Here is a 13,602-nt window from a genome sequence, read left to right on the forward strand (position 1 = left end):
CTATCGGGAATTCAGGCGGTTATCAGACCGCTTCCTCGCCGGTTTCCCCGGTCCGGATACGGATCGCCTGTTCGAGCTCAGTCACGAAGATCTTGCCGTCACCGATTTTGCCGGTGTTGGCCGCCTTGGTGATGGACTCGATCACCTGATCCAGCAGGTTGTCACCGATGGCGACTTCAACCTTGACCTTGGGCAGGAAATCCACCACGTATTCCGCGCCACGATAGAGTTCTGTGTGGCCCTTTTGCCGCCCGAAGCCTTTCACTTCGGTGACGGTTACGCCTTGCACGCCAATCTCGGATAGTGCCTCACGGACATCATCCAATTTGAAAGGCTTGATGATCGCTGTCACAAGTTTCATTGCTTTCTCCTTGGTAAAGCCGTCCCAACAGTGAGGGCCCATTGGCCGTTTGTGTTGAGGTCGGGATGCTGCCACCTCGCACACCAATTGTGCGGATTGCGTACGAGGCCTGTAGCATCGGGTGTGCCAACGCAAAAAAGTTTCGTTATTTCATATGGTTAAAAATATACCGCTCCAGTTTGGAACATTGTGGCGCACCAAAATGGGGCTCTGATTTACGCGACGAGCCAAATTGGCGCACCGTGCAAACCGTCCTGCGGCGTTATTATACTGCGGACAGGGCACAGTATGGCAGGGCCAGCGATGTGTTACACTCCCGCAAGTCCATTCCGGGCGTCTGATCGTTGGTTGGCGCCGGAACCCGTCGATGCCAGAGAGGTGATGTTGTGAAAGGTCCGCAGGATTTTTTGGCCCAGCTCCAGGGCCAGTTCGGCCAGTTTGTGCCCGATATGGCCCGTGCGGCCCGGGAAGATTTCGAAACCCAGGCACGGGCAACGGTGATGTCAGTGCTGTCCCGACTTGAGCTGGTAACCCGTGAAGAGTTTGACGCCCAGCAGGCGGTGTTGATGAAGACCCGTGAAAAGGTGGAGGCGCTGGAGAAGCGCGTTGCCGCACTGGAAAGCAAGCTGCAGGATAACTGAGCCTGCACCGAGTTGGGCCGGCGTGCCCATAAGTTGAACACTGAAAAAATCTGACCATGGAAGGTCGCGTATGTTAGCCATTGTCCATTCCCGCGCCAGTATTGGCGTGTCCGCACCGGCTGTAACGGTTGAGGTGCACCTGTCCGGTGGGTTGCCGGCCCTTTCCATTGTCGGGCTTCCGGAGACCGGGGTCCGGGAAAGCAAAGAGCGGGTCCGTAGTGCCCTGCTGAATGCCGGTTTTGAATTTCCTGCCCGTCGTATAACCATCAATCTGGCCCCCGCCGACCTACCAAAAGAAGGCGGGCGGTTTGACCTGCCCATTGCCCTGGGCATCCTCGCGGCCTCTGGCCAGATACCCCCGGAAAGCCTGGCAGCCTGTGAGTTCGTCGGGGAACTGTCCCTGGATGGGGCGTTGCGTCCCCTCAAAGGCATATTGCCGGCAGTACTGGCGGCGCGTGGGGAAGGCCGGAGGTTGCTGGTGCCCCAGGCGAATGCGTCAGAGGCTGCCCTGGCGAGCCAGGACGATGTGCTCTCCGCCGCCCATCTGCTGACCGTGTGTGAGCATCTGTGCGGTCGGGCAACGCTGGTGCCCCTTCCACCAGCCTCGCTGGATGAAGGGGCGGTTGCCGGACCGGACCTGGCGGATGTCCGCGGCCAGAGTGTACCAAGGCGGGCGCTGGAGGTGGCGGCTGCCGGAGCCCACAACCTGCTGTTTTATGGCCCGCCGGGGACCGGGAAAAGCATGCTGGCCAGCCGGCTGCCCGGTATCCTGCCGTCGCTCACCACTAACGCGGCCCTGGAAGTGGCCAGTGTCCATTCGGTGGCCGGGTTGCCAGTGCGCGAGGGCTACTGGCGACAACCGCCGTTTCGTTCTCCCCATCACACCGCGTCTGCCGTGGCCATGGTGGGCGGTGGTAGCAGCCCCCGACCGGGAGAAATCTCCCTCGCCCATCGTGGCGTATTGTTTCTCGATGAGTTGCCAGAGTTTGAACGACGGGTGCTCGAAGTGCTCCGCGAACCCATGGAGAGCGGGGAGATATCCATCAGTCGTGCCGCCCGACAGGTAACGTTTCCTGCCATGTTCCAAGTGGTGGGCGCGATGAATCCGTGTCCGTGCGGATACAATGGCCACCCGACAATCGAGTGCCAGTGTACGCCGCAGCAGGTCATGCGCTACCGGGGCAAGGTGTCCGGGCCGTTGCTGGACCGCTTTGACCTGCACGTGGAGGTGCCGGTGCAGGGCGGGGACGTGTTGATGCAGAAACAGGCGGACGGTGAATCGAGTGATGTGGTCAGGGCCAGGGTGGCCCGGGCCCGCAATCGCCAGTTGCAGCGGGGAACCATCAATGCCGGCCTGGGTGGCAGTGAGCTGCACCGTTACTGTCGGCTGGACCGTCAGGGAGAGGCGTTGTTATCCGGTGCGATGGAGAAGCTTGGACTCTCCGCCCGCGCCCTGCACCGCATCCTCCGTGTAGCGAGAACCCTGGCGGACCTTGATGAATCCGATGGCATCGGCAATGACCACCTGGTGGAGGCGTTGGGCTATCGCAAGCTGGACCGGCAGCAATCGGCTAATTCGGTTGTGTCGGCCTGAATCGGTCCACTCTGGTAAACTGTGCGGTAATTTCTCCAGAACCAGACTCCGCTTCACTGCGGTTGAGGAACCCAGATGACCGACGAAAAAGATCTGTCCAACGATTCCCCGGTAACCACGCGCCGTGGCATTCGCAGTTTTGTTCTGCGCCAGGGGCGCATGACCGAGGGCCAGAAGAAGGCGTACGAGCGTAGCTGGCCGATCTATGGGTTAACCCGTGAACAGGGCATGATTGATCCACGCCAGGTGTTCGGGCGTGATGCCATGCTCAACCTGGAAATCGGCTTTGGTATGGGCAAATCCCTTGCGGATATGGCCGAAGCGGCCCCGGAACAGGATTTTATCGGCGTCGAGGTGCACCTGCCCGGGGTGGGGGCATTGTTGAAGGAAGTTGAGGATCGTGGGCTTGAGAATGTGCGGGTCTACGCCATCGATGCCAATGATGTCATCGACCTGTGTCTGCCTGATGCCTGTCTTGATCGCGTCATGGTTTTCTTCCCGGACCCCTGGCACAAGAAGCGGCATCATAAGCGCCGCCTGATCCAGCATGACTTTGTTCAGCGAATTCGCCACAAGCTCCGGGTAGGCGGCATTCTGCACCTGGCAACGGACTGGGAAAACTACGCTGAGCACATGATGGAAGTGATGAATGAGGCAGAAGGCTTTGCCAACGCTTCCGAGCCGGGCCAGTTTTCGCCCCGCCCTGACGATCGTCCGATGACCAAGTTCGAGAAGCGCGGTGAGCAACTTGGCCACGGTGTCTGGGATCTGCTGTTCCACCGTACCAACTGACGTCTTTGGTGGCGTTACCCGTGAGCGAGCGGGTGACGCCTCGCCGCCCGAATAATAACCAGCCCTGCCAGCCCCAGCATCAGTCCGGTGTATTTGACCAGTGCGCAAATCGTGGCGGACAGGCTGAGGGTGTCGGTTGGCGGGTTGAGGTTGTTCAGCAGCAGGATGTTCTCCAGCACGTCACTGGCGCCAGCACACACAAACAACGCTTTGACCCAGCGCGCCACATTGCGCTCTCGCACTCCCGGGCGATCCCGCATAAGCAGGTTGGTCACCATCAGCAGGGTAACGGCGTAGACGGGAATAAACAGGAAATCCAGCCATAGGGAGATGTGCGCCCAGATCATGACGTCGCCGCGCCAGCTGCGCAGAATGGCCATGGATTGATCTGCCGTGGCGGCCAACTGGTAACTGATGATGCCCTGGGGAGCCGAGCCGGTTTGCAGGGGCTGGTTGATGGCCAGCAAAGCCACCAGCAGGATGGCGCTCAGGATCACGCCCAGCGTCACGCGTTTGGGCAGTGATCGGATGATGCTCGGCATGTCCATTACAGAAAACGCTCCAGCAGACTGTTCAGATATCTGTGGCCAAGTTCGGTGGCTTTGAGCCGGTCCGGGGCCAATAGATTTTCCTTTCTTAGCTGTTCAAGTTTTACCGCAACCGTGCTCAGGGGTAAACCTGTTCGTGTACTGAATAATTGCTCGTCCACCCCCTCGGACAGGCGTAGCGCGTTCATCAGGAATTCCAGGGGCAGGTCGTCTGGCTCGATGATCTCGCTGCCGGCGGTGCGACTGCCGATACGATTCAGGTAAGCTGAGGGTTGCCGGGTTTTCCAGTATCTCGATACGTTCCCGGCTCCGGTAATCTTGCCATGGGCGCCGGCACCGAGTGCCAGGTAGTCACCGAAGGTCCAGTAATTCAGGTTATGCCGGGAAGCCATCCCGGGGCGGGACCAGGCGGACACCTCGTAATCGCTGTAGCCATGTCGTCTCAGGAAGTCGCCCCCCAGCTCGTGGATTTCCCACAGGCGATCGTCGTCCGGCAATACTGGAGGCCGGCTGTAGAACTCGGTGTTGGGCTCCAGGGTCAGCTGGTACCAGGAGAGGTGAGGTGGTTGCCATGCCAGTGCCGCTTCAAGGTCGGCGATGGCGTTGTCCGGTGTCTGCCCCGGCAGACCGTGCATCAGGTCCAGGTTGAAATTGTCAAAGCCGGCCTTTCTGGCAGCCTGGATCGCCTGATGGGCCGCCTTGTCATCGTGGATGCGACCGAGGACTTCCAGGTGCTGCGGATTGAAGCTCTGGATGCCCAGGGAGAGGCGGTTGATGCCGGCCTCACGAAACCCCTCAAACCTTGCCTGTTCCACGGCTCCGGGGTTGGCCTCCAGAGTGATCTCGACGTCGCGGCTGAATTCCAGGCGCTGTCTCAGGGCCCGGAAAAGTTGCTGGTAGAATCCGGGAGACATCAGCGATGGTGTGCCACCGCCAATAAAGACGGTCTGGATGCAGCGGCCTCCGGTCAGGGCAAGGTCCTGATCCAGATCCTCCAGCAGTGCCCGCAGATAGGCGTCTTCCGGAATATCGCCATTGAGGGCGTGGGAATTGAAGTCGCAATAGGGACACTTGCGAACGCACCAGGGCACATGGATATAAAGGCTCAGGGGCGGCAGTGTTGCATTCGTCCCGGTGGGGGGGGAGGTCACGGCGTTTCCGTCCTGGCCTTCAGTTGGTCCAGCAGTTGCGCCAGTGCGCGACCACGATGGCTGATCCGGCCTTTCTGCTCCCGGCTCAATTCGGCGGCGCTGCAGTCTGTTTCCGGAACCAGGAACACGGGGTCGTAGCCAAAGCCCCCCTCACCACGGCGGTTTCGCAGAATGCGTCCGGGCCAGCGGCCATGGCAGATAACAGGCGTTGGGTCGTCGGCGTGGCGCAGGTACACCAGTACGCAGTGGAACTGGGCGCCTCGTTCTCCGTCGGCAACGGACGCCATGGCGTCGAGTAATGCCTGGACGTTGTCGTCATCGCTCGCGCTTTCGCCTGCGTAACGGGCGGAGCGGACGCCGGGTGCACCGCCGAGGGCATCAACCGCGAGCCCGGAATCGTCCGCCAGTGCTGGCAGACCGGTTTCGCGGGCGGCATGGCGGGCCTTGAGAATGGCGTTCTCGACAAAGGTCACCGCCGGTTCCTCTGCTTCGCTGACACCAAGCTCGCCCTGTGCCAACGGCTGAATGCCGAGCGGGCTCAACAAGTCGGTCAGTTCCGCGATCTTGCCTTTGTTGTTGCTGGCAATAACCAGCCTGGTACGAGTTTCGGTCATCAGTCGTTGAACAGCTTATGGGCGAATCGGATGGGCAGGTCCCGGCCAGCACCGTTGGGGCGGGCGGTGATCTGGAAGGTCATCAGTTCAGCATCGCGGTACTGGTACTCTGCGATGAAGTACACGGCCTCACCTTCCTGAATGCGACGGAACGCCAGGAAGCTGGGTTGCTGGATATCGTTCAGGGCCTTGCCTTCCACCTGCCCGGACACGGTGGTCAGGCCGCCGTCTTCTCCTTCACGCATAATCGCGATGTTGACGATGCCGATACTCCGGCTGCGAGTAAGGTTGTTGGCCTTGGCCACGTCAGGATCGAGGAAGGTGCTTGGAAAGACGCTGTAGTGTACCTGATACTCGCCAAAATCCTTCGAATCGGCGGCATGGGTCTGGATGCTGGCGAAGGCCAGGCAGAGCAGGGCGGCTGTCAGCCATTGTCGGGCATTCTGCATTACGTTTCCTCCCGTGTAATACGGTATATGGCGATCTCTCCCAGCATATTAGGCCATAGCCGGGCAAGCCAGCTATTCTGGTGTTGTCCGTCCACCACCCGACGACTCTTGATGCGGATGTTTTTCTGGCGGCACAGGGCTTCGAAATCCTTGAACGTGCACAATCGGATGTTGGGTGTGTTGTACCACTTGTACGGCAGTGCTTCGGACTCCGGCATGCGTCCTTTCAGGGTCAGCCCCCATCGCAGGCGCCAGTGGGCAAAGTTGGGGAAGGTCACAATGCCTTCACGGCCTACCCGGAGCATTTCATCCAGCACCATGTCCGGTCGCCTCACGGCTTGCAGGGCCTGGGTCATCAGTACGGTATCGAAGGTCCGGTCGTCGAAGTTGCCCAGCCCCTGGGTATCCAGGTTCTGTTCAATCACCGAAACGCCACGACCCATACAGGTGGTGATGTGGTCAGGATTGATCTCCAGACCAAAGCCGGTCGCGCCGCGCTCACGCTGCAGGAAGTCCAGCAGCGTGCCGTCACCACAGCCCAGGTCGAGTACCCGGTTGCCGGGTTTGACCCATTGCTGAATGATTTCCAGGTCCGGTCTCATGCACCCACCTCCCGTGCGACACGATCCATATAGGCGGTAAAGATATCGGTATACCTGGGGGTGGGAATCAGGAAAGCATCGTGCCCCCAGGGCGCGTCGATTTCCGCGTAACTGACCCGCTTCCTTGCCGCAATCATGGCATTGACCATTTCTTCGGAGCGGGCGGGTGTAAAACGCCAGTCGGTGCTGAATGACAACACCAGGTACTCGCACCGGGATGGCGCCAGGGCCCGGGACAGGTCGCCACCGTAGTCATACGCGGGGTCGAAGTAATCAAGGGCCTTGGTCATCAGCAGATAGGTATTGGCATCGAACATCTCGGAGAAACGCTCGCCCTGATAGCGCAGGTAACTCTCGACCTGGAACTCGGCGTCATACCCGAATTTGTAGGCCTGGTCCCGTAATTCGCGGCCAAATTTTTCGCCCATGGAGGCATCGGACAGGTAGGTGATGTGCCCTACCATTCGAGCCAGCATCAGGCCACGGCGAGGGACGGTATCGAAATCCTGGTAGCGGCCCTCGTGAAACTCCCGGTCCGAGGTGATGGCCTGCCGTGCCACTTCGTTGAAGGCAATGTTCTGGGCTGTCAGGCGTGGGGTGGAGGCAATGATCACCGAATGGCGCAGGCGATCCGGGTAATCCAGACTCCACTGCAGTGCCTGCATGCCGCCCAGCGAGCCACCGACCACGGCGGCCCAGCACTCAATACCGAGCCGGTCCGCCAGCAGAGCCTGGCTCTGCACCCAGTCGCTGACGGTAATCACCGGGAAGTCCGGTCCGTAGGGCTGGTTTGTCTTCGGGTTGATGCAGTTTGGCCCGGTACTGCCATGGCAGCCGCCGAGGTTGTTCAAGCTGACCACAAAGAAGCGGTTGGTATCGATCGGTTTGCCCGGGCCAATGCAGCTGTCCCACCATCCCGGCTTGCGTTCTTCCATGGAGTGGTAGCCGGCGGCGTGGTGATGGCCGCTGAGGGCGTGGCAGATCAGCACGGCATTGCTGGCATCGGCATTCAGTGTGCCGTAGGTCTCGATCACCAGATCGTAACTATCCAGCGTTTGCCCACACGCCAGGGTGATGGGCGCGTCAAAATGTAGCGTCTGCGGGGTGACAATCCCGACAGAATCCGTTGGCAGGGAATCGGGCATCGGCGCGACAGGTTCCTGGTTCAGTCTGTGAAAGTCTGGAACAACGCAGGGAGAGCGGTTGCCAGCCCAGCAGTTTAAAGGCCGCTCTCCGTGCCTGCAACCGCAGGATGACCGGGCGCCTCAGACGGCGCCGGATATATTGACGACTTTCTGTTGAATCTGGGTGGGGGCGGGCTTGCGAATCTGCCGGTGCATGGCGTCCGCCAGCTCCAGTTGTCGACGCAGGTCGGTGATGGTGTTCTGCAGGCGTTCACGCTCGGCACGACTGTCTCGGTCGCTGCGCACCATGTCTTTCAGGCGTCGGATCTGGTGTTCCAGAAGCTGCTTCTGTTCCATCGAGTACTGCATGATCGGCAGCAAGGCTTCCGACGGCCAGCGTTCCACATCGTTCCGGACTCGTTGGTGCAGGGTGTGGGCTTCGTTGACCATGACGTTGAAGAAGCGCTTGATCAGCATGGATTGTTCGGTCAGCAGGTTTTTCGGGTTGGCCCGGAAACGCCTGGCTTTCTTACGCAGTTCTCTCACCGCAATGATGTGACGGCCAGAGCGCAGGGGAATGGGCTCCAGGTGGCGGGCGCGGGTGTCTTCGTTATAGCGACGGTAGATGGCGCCGACCATTTTTTCCGCCAACAGACCTTCGCTCATCAGGTTGTTGAGGTCGCTTTCCAGCAGCTCGAAAAAGTGTTCCATGCCACGGTTCATGCCGGCCGTTGTCCAGCTTTTGGCCATGGTGGTGCGGACTTTATCGGCATGGTCCTGGAAGCGCTGCTCGTTGACCAGCTTTTTCAGCATCTCGCCCTGGGACTCCATCAGGCGGCGGCTGGAACGCAGGGTGATCAGTTTCTTGTAGTAGAACTCGTAGTCCTTCTGGGCCCGGTCCGCCAGGCGGCGCAGAGCCTCCTTGTCCATGGTGGTGCCGGAGCAGGCCTGCAGTTCCTCTTCCAGGGCATCCAGGCGGGTTTGCATGGCGGCCTGACTGTTCTGGAGCATGCCCAGCAGATCATTGATCAGGCTCTGGGTGATCAGCTCTTCCTTGTGCATCAGGATGCGCTTGATGATCAACTGTTCCAGCTGGCCCAGGTTGGAGCGATCAAACAGATCATGGTTCTGTTTGATGCGGGCCATGAGGCCCTGCTTGGCGGACAGCGGGATGACGTCACCGTTGCGGATGCCCAGGTGATCTGCCGTGTAACCACACACCCGGTCTATGGCGCTGCGGGTGTGTTGCTCGCCCTGAAGATCATCCCAGAGTACGTCAATCTTGTTGAGTACGGCGAACCGTCCGGCGCGGTGGTCGGCATGCTCGGTATCGATGTGGTCCTTCCAGATGGCCATGTCACTGGCGGTGACGCCGGTGTCGGCACTGAGCAGGAAAATGATGGCATGAGCCCGTGGCAGCATGCTGATGGTCAGTTCCGGTTCCGATCCCAGGGCGTTCAGACCCGGTGTATCGAGAATGCGCAGGCCGCGCTCGAACAGGGGATGGCGGATGCTGATCTGGGCGTTGCGCCAGGCCGGTACCAGTACGTTGCCCGGGTTGTTGCGGTCGTGTTCCAGCATGTTTTCGTCAAAGCCCAGGTCCCGGGCCTCAGCGGGAGTAACGCTTTTGACCCGCGCGACTTCGGCCAGTACTTCCCGCATGATGTCGGGGTTGCGCTCGTCCAGGTCATGTTTGACCCAGCGTTCGGGCTGCTTTCGAAGCTGGTGCAGGGACAGCTCCCCGGTGCGGGTCTCGATGGGAAGGAGTAGCAGGTAATTGGCGTTTTCAGTGCGATCAAAGAACAGCTCCGTGGGGCACATGGTGGTGCGTCCAGCCTGGGACGGCAGCATGCGTTGGCCATACTCGGAGAAAAACAGGGCATTGATCAGTTCTGTTTTGCCACGGGAGTACTCTCCGACAAAGGCAATGGTCAGTTCGTCTTCGATCAATAATTCCAGGCCGTGCCGGATGCGGCGGCTCACGTCCTCTGAGAACAGGTTGTTGTCCTGCAACCACAATCGATATCGACCTATCTGGCGGATCAGTTCCTTTTTCCAGTTGTGGTAGGCCTCTACCTGCTGCGACAGAGTTCCTTGTTGGTTCATCGGAATTTCCTTCTGCGCGACTTCCGGGTAACGGTGTTATTGGATTAATTAAAGGTAATAGTATCCCAATTTTCGTCGTTTTCTTTGGCACTGGGGCAGGGTGTGTATAGCAGGGCGGCAGGTGTTGGTCAAAAAAAGCCGCCAAATCAAAGGGATGATATGGCGGCCGCGATATAATGCTTTGCGTTGATTACTGTAACGGATTGTATTTTCGCGATCTGATCTACATTCCGGCCAGGGCGCCCATACCGGCACCGATCTTCAGGTGGTTAATGACCACCGATATCACGTTCAGGATCAGGAACACAATAATGGGCGACAGGTCCAGGCCACCCATGGAGGGTATGATATTGCGCACCGGACGCATGACCGGTTCGGTAATCTGAGCCACCAGTTGAATGGCCGGATGGTGGCTGCCAGGAGCAATCCAGCTGATAACGACCACGGCAATCACGGACCAGAAGTAGATCTTGACCACAAGGTCGAGCACGTTCAGGGCCGCCCACACCAACAGAGTGAGCGGGTTGATGCTCGGCATGCCGCCGTTCATAGCGACCAGGATCAGCAGGAATGCGATGGCCTGAATGACAATCGCCAGCACCAGTGCGGCGCCATCGATACCTCCCCAACCCGGAATGATCCGCCGCAGTGGTCGTAGCGGGGGGTTGGTGGCTTTTACCACGAACTGGGAAATGGGATTGTAGAAATCCGCTCTCGCCAACTGCAGCAAAAAACGCAGCAGGACAATGGTCATATAGAACGTCGACGCGATGAGCAGGATCGTGATCAGAATGTCAGCCAGCATGAAGCCTTGTCTCCGTTATCGGTTACTGTTTTACGGTTTGCCAGCCAGTTCTTTGGCCATTTCTTCAGAGCGGGAGAAAGCGGCGGAATAGGCTTTCTTGACCAGATCCCGCAGGCCGCCATCTTCAAATGTTTGGATCGCGCGCTCGGTGGTGCCCCCGGGGGACATGACGTTACGTTTCAGTTGAGCGGGGTCATGCTCGCTGCGACCGGCCATTTCGGCAGCGCCGGCCATGGTCTGGATTGCCAGCTGACGGGCGGTCTCGGGGGCAATGCCAGCCTCGGTGGCGGCCTCTTCCAGCGCTTCGAGTATCAGGAAAAAGTAGGCGGGGCCGCTACCCGACAGGGCGGTGACGGCGTGTAGCAGGGGTTCCTCGTCTACCCAGAGTGCGGAACCAATGCTATTAAAGACGGTTTCGACCATCTGCTTCTGTTTGTCGCTGACCTGGTCGTTGGCAAACAGTCCGGCGGCGCCCTTGCCAACCAGGGAGGGCGTGTTGGGCATAACCCGGACCAGCGGCAGGCCACCGCCGAGCCACTGATCCAGTGTGCCGGCCTCCAGGCCAGCGGCAATGGAGACCATCAGCGGGCGGGTGTTTTGTACAACCGGAGCGATGTCGCGACAGACATCTGCCATAACCTGGGGTTTCACCGCCAGAATCACCATGTCGGCCTGCTGGGCGCAGTAGCGGTTATCCGTGGTCACACTGACACCGAAACGCTTGCGAATGGATTGCAGGTGACTGTCGTCGGGAGCGCTGACCCAGATATCGGCTCCTTTGAAGCCGCTGTCCAGCATGCCGCCAATGATGGCGCTGGCCATGTTGCCTGCCCCGATAAACGAAATGGTTGGTGATGTGCTCAATGTTCACTCCACAAGTTGATCTGTCGTTGATCCGGCCCCGATGATAACAGGAACTGGCCGATTCAGCTCTTTGGTGGCCGTGAGCCAAAGAGGGCGGTACCAACACGAACCCAGGTAGCCCCTTCCTCGATGGCTGTTTCCATATCCCCGGACATGCCCATCGAAAGCGTGTCCAGGGGGCCGGCTTCGGGTTGATTCTGGCGCAGGGTTTTCAGTGCATTGGCCAGCTTGCGGAAGCTGGTCCGTAGCTGCGCCTCCGGCTGATCGGGATCGGGGATGGCCATCAATCCGCGGAGACGGAGGTTGGAGAGCTCACCCATGGCACTGGCCAGCTCGTCCAGTTCTTCAAGTGAACAGCCGGATTTGCTCTCTTCTTCATTGATATTGACCTGCAGGCAAATATTCAAGGGCGGCAGACTGGCATCCCGTTGCTCACTCAAGCGGCGGGCAATTTTCAGGCGGTCGACACTGTGTACCCAGGAAAAGGCATTGGCAATCTGACGGGTCTTGTTGGACTGGATGGGACCGATGAAGTGCCAGTCGATGCCAGGCTCATCCTCCAGCGCTTTCATCTTGTCCAGAGCCTCCTGCAGATAGTTTTCGCCAAAGGCCATCTGGCCCGCGGCGATGGCTTCCTGGAGGTCCTCCGCTGAACGGGTCTTGCTGACTGCCAACAGGTGCACAGAACCGGGAGACCGGCCGGCCTTCAATGTTGCTTTTTGTATGCGTCGGGTTACGCTCCCGATGTTGTCTGCTATGCTGCTCATAGTGTGAATCCGTCGAGTCCGGTCTGCCACTGTCCTGCTGACACGTTACCCGCAGGTTACTGAAATGCCAAGTGATACTGAATGCGGGGATCTCACCGGAGCCGGCTCCAGACCGGGATAAAAGAAAAACGCCTTCCGAGGAAATCTATGGATATTACTGAACTGCTTGCCTTCTCGGCTAAACAGGGTGCGTCCGACTTGCATCTGTCCGCCGGATTGCCCCCGATGATTCGTGTTGACGGCGATGTGCGCCGGATCAACCTTCCGCCCATGGAGCACAAAGAGGTGCACGGGCTGATCTACGACATCATGAACGACAAGCAGCGCAAGGACTACGAAGAATTTTTCGAAACCGACTTTTCCTTTGAAGTTCCCGGTGTCGCCCGTTTCCGTGTCAACGCCTTCAACCAGAACCGGGGTGCCGGTGCGGTATTCCGGACGATTCCGTCCAAGGTCCTGACCATGGAAGATCTGGGTATGGGGCAGGTCTTCAAGGATGTGTCCTCGGTTCCGAGGGGACTGGTGCTGGTGACGGGCCCGACGGGTTCCGGTAAGTCCACGACCCTGGCAGCAATGATCGACTACATCAATGATAGCCGCTACGAGCACGTGCTCACTATCGAAGACCCCATCGAATTTGTGCACGAATCCAAGAAGTGCCTGGTCAACCAGCGGGAAGTGCATCGGGATACCCTGGGTTTTAACGAAGCGCTGCGCTCGGCCTTGCGGGAAGATCCTGACATCATCCTGGTGGGCGAATTGCGGGACCTGGAAACCATTCGCCTGGCGCTGACCGCGGCGGAAACCGGTCACCTGGTATTCGGCACCCTGCACACCACCTCCGCGGCCAAGACTATTGACCGGGTTGTTGACGTGTTCCCGGCGGAAGAAAAGTCCATGGTCCGTTCCATGCTGTCGGAATCCCTGCAGGCGGTTATTTCCCAGACCCTGATGAAGAAAATGGGCGGCGGCCGGATTGCAGCCCACGAAATCATGATCGGCACGGCGGCGATCCGTAACCTGATCCGGGAAGACAAGATCGCCCAGATGTACTCGGCGATCCAGACCGGTGGCTCCATCGGTATGCAGACCCTGGATCAGTGCCTGGAGCGCCTGTTGCAGAAAGGCCTTATTTCCCGCGAAGCGGCCCGGGCCAAAGCAAAAATGCCGGACAATTTCTGATC

Annotated in this window: 15 protein-coding genes; 4 read left to right on the forward strand and 11 right to left on the reverse strand. The window is 59.3% G+C overall.

Annotated features, from left to right (window positions below):
- Positions 1 to 22 precede the first annotated feature (22 nt).
- Positions 23 to 361, reverse strand: a complete 339-nt coding sequence (gene glnK, locus EHN06_RS03420; protein ID WP_004578958.1) for a P-II family nitrogen regulator — start codon at positions 359 to 361, stop codon at positions 23 to 25.
- Between the two features lie 386 nt (positions 362 to 747).
- Between glnK and EHN06_RS03425 the strand changes: the two genes are divergently transcribed.
- The 3 genes from EHN06_RS03425 to trmB all read left to right on the forward strand — a co-directional run bounded on the left by EHN06_RS03425 (position 748) and on the right by trmB (position 3,388).
- A complete protein-coding gene (locus EHN06_RS03425) occupies positions 748 to 1,002 on the forward strand; it encodes an accessory factor UbiK family protein (protein WP_127330218.1) in 255 nt (84 codons plus the stop codon).
- A gap of 70 nt (positions 1,003 to 1,072) precedes the next feature.
- The gene (locus EHN06_RS03430; RefSeq protein ID WP_127330220.1) at positions 1,073 to 2,596 is read left to right on the forward strand and encodes a YifB family Mg chelatase-like AAA ATPase; all 1,524 of its coding nucleotides are present in this window, start codon (positions 1,073 to 1,075) and stop codon (positions 2,594 to 2,596) included.
- Positions 2,597 to 2,671: 75 nt separating this feature from the next.
- The gene (gene trmB, locus EHN06_RS03435; protein ID WP_127330222.1) at positions 2,672 to 3,388 is read left to right on the forward strand and encodes a tRNA (guanosine(46)-N7)-methyltransferase TrmB; all 717 of its coding nucleotides are present in this window, start codon (positions 2,672 to 2,674) and stop codon (positions 3,386 to 3,388) included.
- A gap of 14 nt (positions 3,389 to 3,402) precedes the next feature.
- Here the strand turns inward: trmB and EHN06_RS03440 are convergent, their stop codons facing one another.
- From EHN06_RS03440 to EHN06_RS03485, 10 genes are all read right to left on the reverse strand, one after another.
- Positions 3,403 to 3,930, reverse strand: coding sequence for a hypothetical protein (locus EHN06_RS03440; protein ID WP_416332548.1), 528 nt, complete (start codon positions 3,928 to 3,930; stop codon positions 3,403 to 3,405).
- Between the two features lie 5 nt (positions 3,931 to 3,935).
- Positions 3,936 to 5,087 carry a radical SAM family heme chaperone HemW gene (gene hemW, locus EHN06_RS03445; protein ID WP_228257401.1) on the reverse strand — a complete coding sequence of 384 codons (1,152 nt, stop codon included), beginning with the start codon at positions 5,085 to 5,087 and terminating at the stop codon, positions 3,936 to 3,938.
- Complete coding sequence (gene rdgB, locus EHN06_RS03450) at positions 5,084 to 5,701, reverse strand: RdgB/HAM1 family non-canonical purine NTP pyrophosphatase (protein WP_127330226.1); 618 nt, start codon at positions 5,699 to 5,701, stop codon at positions 5,084 to 5,086. Before rdgB ends, hemW begins: the two co-directional genes overlap by 4 nt.
- Positions 5,701 to 6,150 (reverse strand): DUF4426 domain-containing protein, encoded by a 450-nt coding sequence (locus EHN06_RS03455; RefSeq protein WP_127330228.1) that lies wholly within the window; start codon positions 6,148 to 6,150, stop codon positions 5,701 to 5,703. Before EHN06_RS03455 ends, rdgB begins: the two co-directional genes overlap by 1 nt.
- Positions 6,150 to 6,752: a methionine biosynthesis protein MetW gene (gene metW, locus EHN06_RS03460; protein WP_127330230.1), complete on the reverse strand. Its 603-nt coding sequence runs from the start codon at positions 6,750 to 6,752 to the stop codon at positions 6,150 to 6,152. The genes EHN06_RS03455 and metW overlap by 1 nt, the downstream gene beginning before the upstream one ends.
- Positions 6,749 to 7,897, reverse strand: a complete 1,149-nt coding sequence (gene metX / locus EHN06_RS03465) for a homoserine O-succinyltransferase MetX (protein WP_127330232.1) — start codon at positions 7,895 to 7,897, stop codon at positions 6,749 to 6,751. The genes metW and metX overlap by 4 nt, the downstream gene beginning before the upstream one ends.
- 120 nt (positions 7,898 to 8,017) lie before the next feature.
- Positions 8,018 to 9,982, reverse strand: coding sequence for a dynamin family protein (locus EHN06_RS03470; protein WP_127330234.1), 1,965 nt, complete (start codon positions 9,980 to 9,982; stop codon positions 8,018 to 8,020).
- A 223-nt stretch (positions 9,983 to 10,205) separates the two neighbouring features.
- A complete protein-coding gene (locus tag EHN06_RS03475; RefSeq protein WP_127330236.1) occupies positions 10,206 to 10,787 on the reverse strand; it encodes a YggT family protein in 582 nt (193 codons plus the stop codon).
- A gap of 30 nt (positions 10,788 to 10,817) precedes the next feature.
- Positions 10,818 to 11,651: a pyrroline-5-carboxylate reductase gene (proC, locus tag EHN06_RS03480; RefSeq protein WP_127330238.1), complete on the reverse strand. Its 834-nt coding sequence runs from the start codon at positions 11,649 to 11,651 to the stop codon at positions 10,818 to 10,820.
- 62 nt (positions 11,652 to 11,713) lie between these two features.
- Complete coding sequence (locus EHN06_RS03485; RefSeq protein ID WP_127330240.1) at positions 11,714 to 12,418, reverse strand: YggS family pyridoxal phosphate-dependent enzyme; 705 nt, start codon at positions 12,416 to 12,418, stop codon at positions 11,714 to 11,716.
- 147 nt (positions 12,419 to 12,565) lie between these two features.
- Here EHN06_RS03485 and EHN06_RS03490 point away from each other — a divergent pair, with 147 nt between their 5' ends.
- Positions 12,566 to 13,600, forward strand: a complete 1,035-nt coding sequence (locus EHN06_RS03490) for a type IV pilus twitching motility protein PilT (protein WP_127330242.1) — start codon at positions 12,566 to 12,568, stop codon at positions 13,598 to 13,600.
- Positions 13,601 to 13,602: the final 2 nt, after the last annotated feature.

The sequence above is a fragment of the Marinobacter sp. NP-4(2019) genome (assembly GCF_003994855.1).
Lineage (GTDB): Bacteria > Pseudomonadota > Gammaproteobacteria > Pseudomonadales > Oleiphilaceae > Marinobacter.

What these genes read in the sequence shown, in the direction of transcription:
- EHN06_RS03475 (WP_127330236.1), bottom strand. Translation starts at nt 10,787, where the DNA reads ATGCTGGCTGACATTCTGATCACGATCCTGCTCATCGCGTCGACGTTC.
- trmB (WP_127330222.1), top strand. Translation starts at nt 2,672, where the DNA reads ATGACCGACGAAAAAGATCTGTCCAACGATTCCCCGGTAACCACGCGC.
- EHN06_RS03485 (WP_127330240.1), bottom strand. Translation starts at nt 12,418, where the DNA reads ATGAGCAGCATAGCAGACAACATCGGGAGCGTAACCCGACGCATACAA.
- metX (WP_127330232.1), bottom strand. Translation starts at nt 7,897, where the DNA reads ATGCCCGATTCCCTGCCAACGGATTCTGTCGGGATTGTCACCCCGCAG.
- metW (WP_127330230.1), bottom strand. Translation starts at nt 6,752, where the DNA reads ATGAGACCGGACCTGGAAATCATTCAGCAATGGGTCAAACCCGGCAAC.
- EHN06_RS03455 (WP_127330228.1), bottom strand. Translation starts at nt 6,150, where the DNA reads ATGCAGAATGCCCGACAATGGCTGACAGCCGCCCTGCTCTGCCTGGCC.
- EHN06_RS03470 (WP_127330234.1), bottom strand. Translation starts at nt 9,982, where the DNA reads ATGAACCAACAAGGAACTCTGTCGCAGCAGGTAGAGGCCTACCACAAC.
- glnK (WP_004578958.1), bottom strand. Translation starts at nt 361, where the DNA reads ATGAAACTTGTGACAGCGATCATCAAGCCTTTCAAATTGGATGATGTC.
- rdgB (WP_127330226.1), bottom strand. Translation starts at nt 5,701, where the DNA reads ATGACCGAAACTCGTACCAGGCTGGTTATTGCCAGCAACAACAAAGGC.
- EHN06_RS03490 (WP_127330242.1), top strand. Translation starts at nt 12,566, where the DNA reads ATGGATATTACTGAACTGCTTGCCTTCTCGGCTAAACAGGGTGCGTCC.
- EHN06_RS03430 (WP_127330220.1), top strand. Translation starts at nt 1,073, where the DNA reads ATGTTAGCCATTGTCCATTCCCGCGCCAGTATTGGCGTGTCCGCACCG.
- EHN06_RS03440 (WP_416332548.1), bottom strand. Translation starts at nt 3,930, where the DNA reads ATGCCGAGCATCATCCGATCACTGCCCAAACGCGTGACGCTGGGCGTG.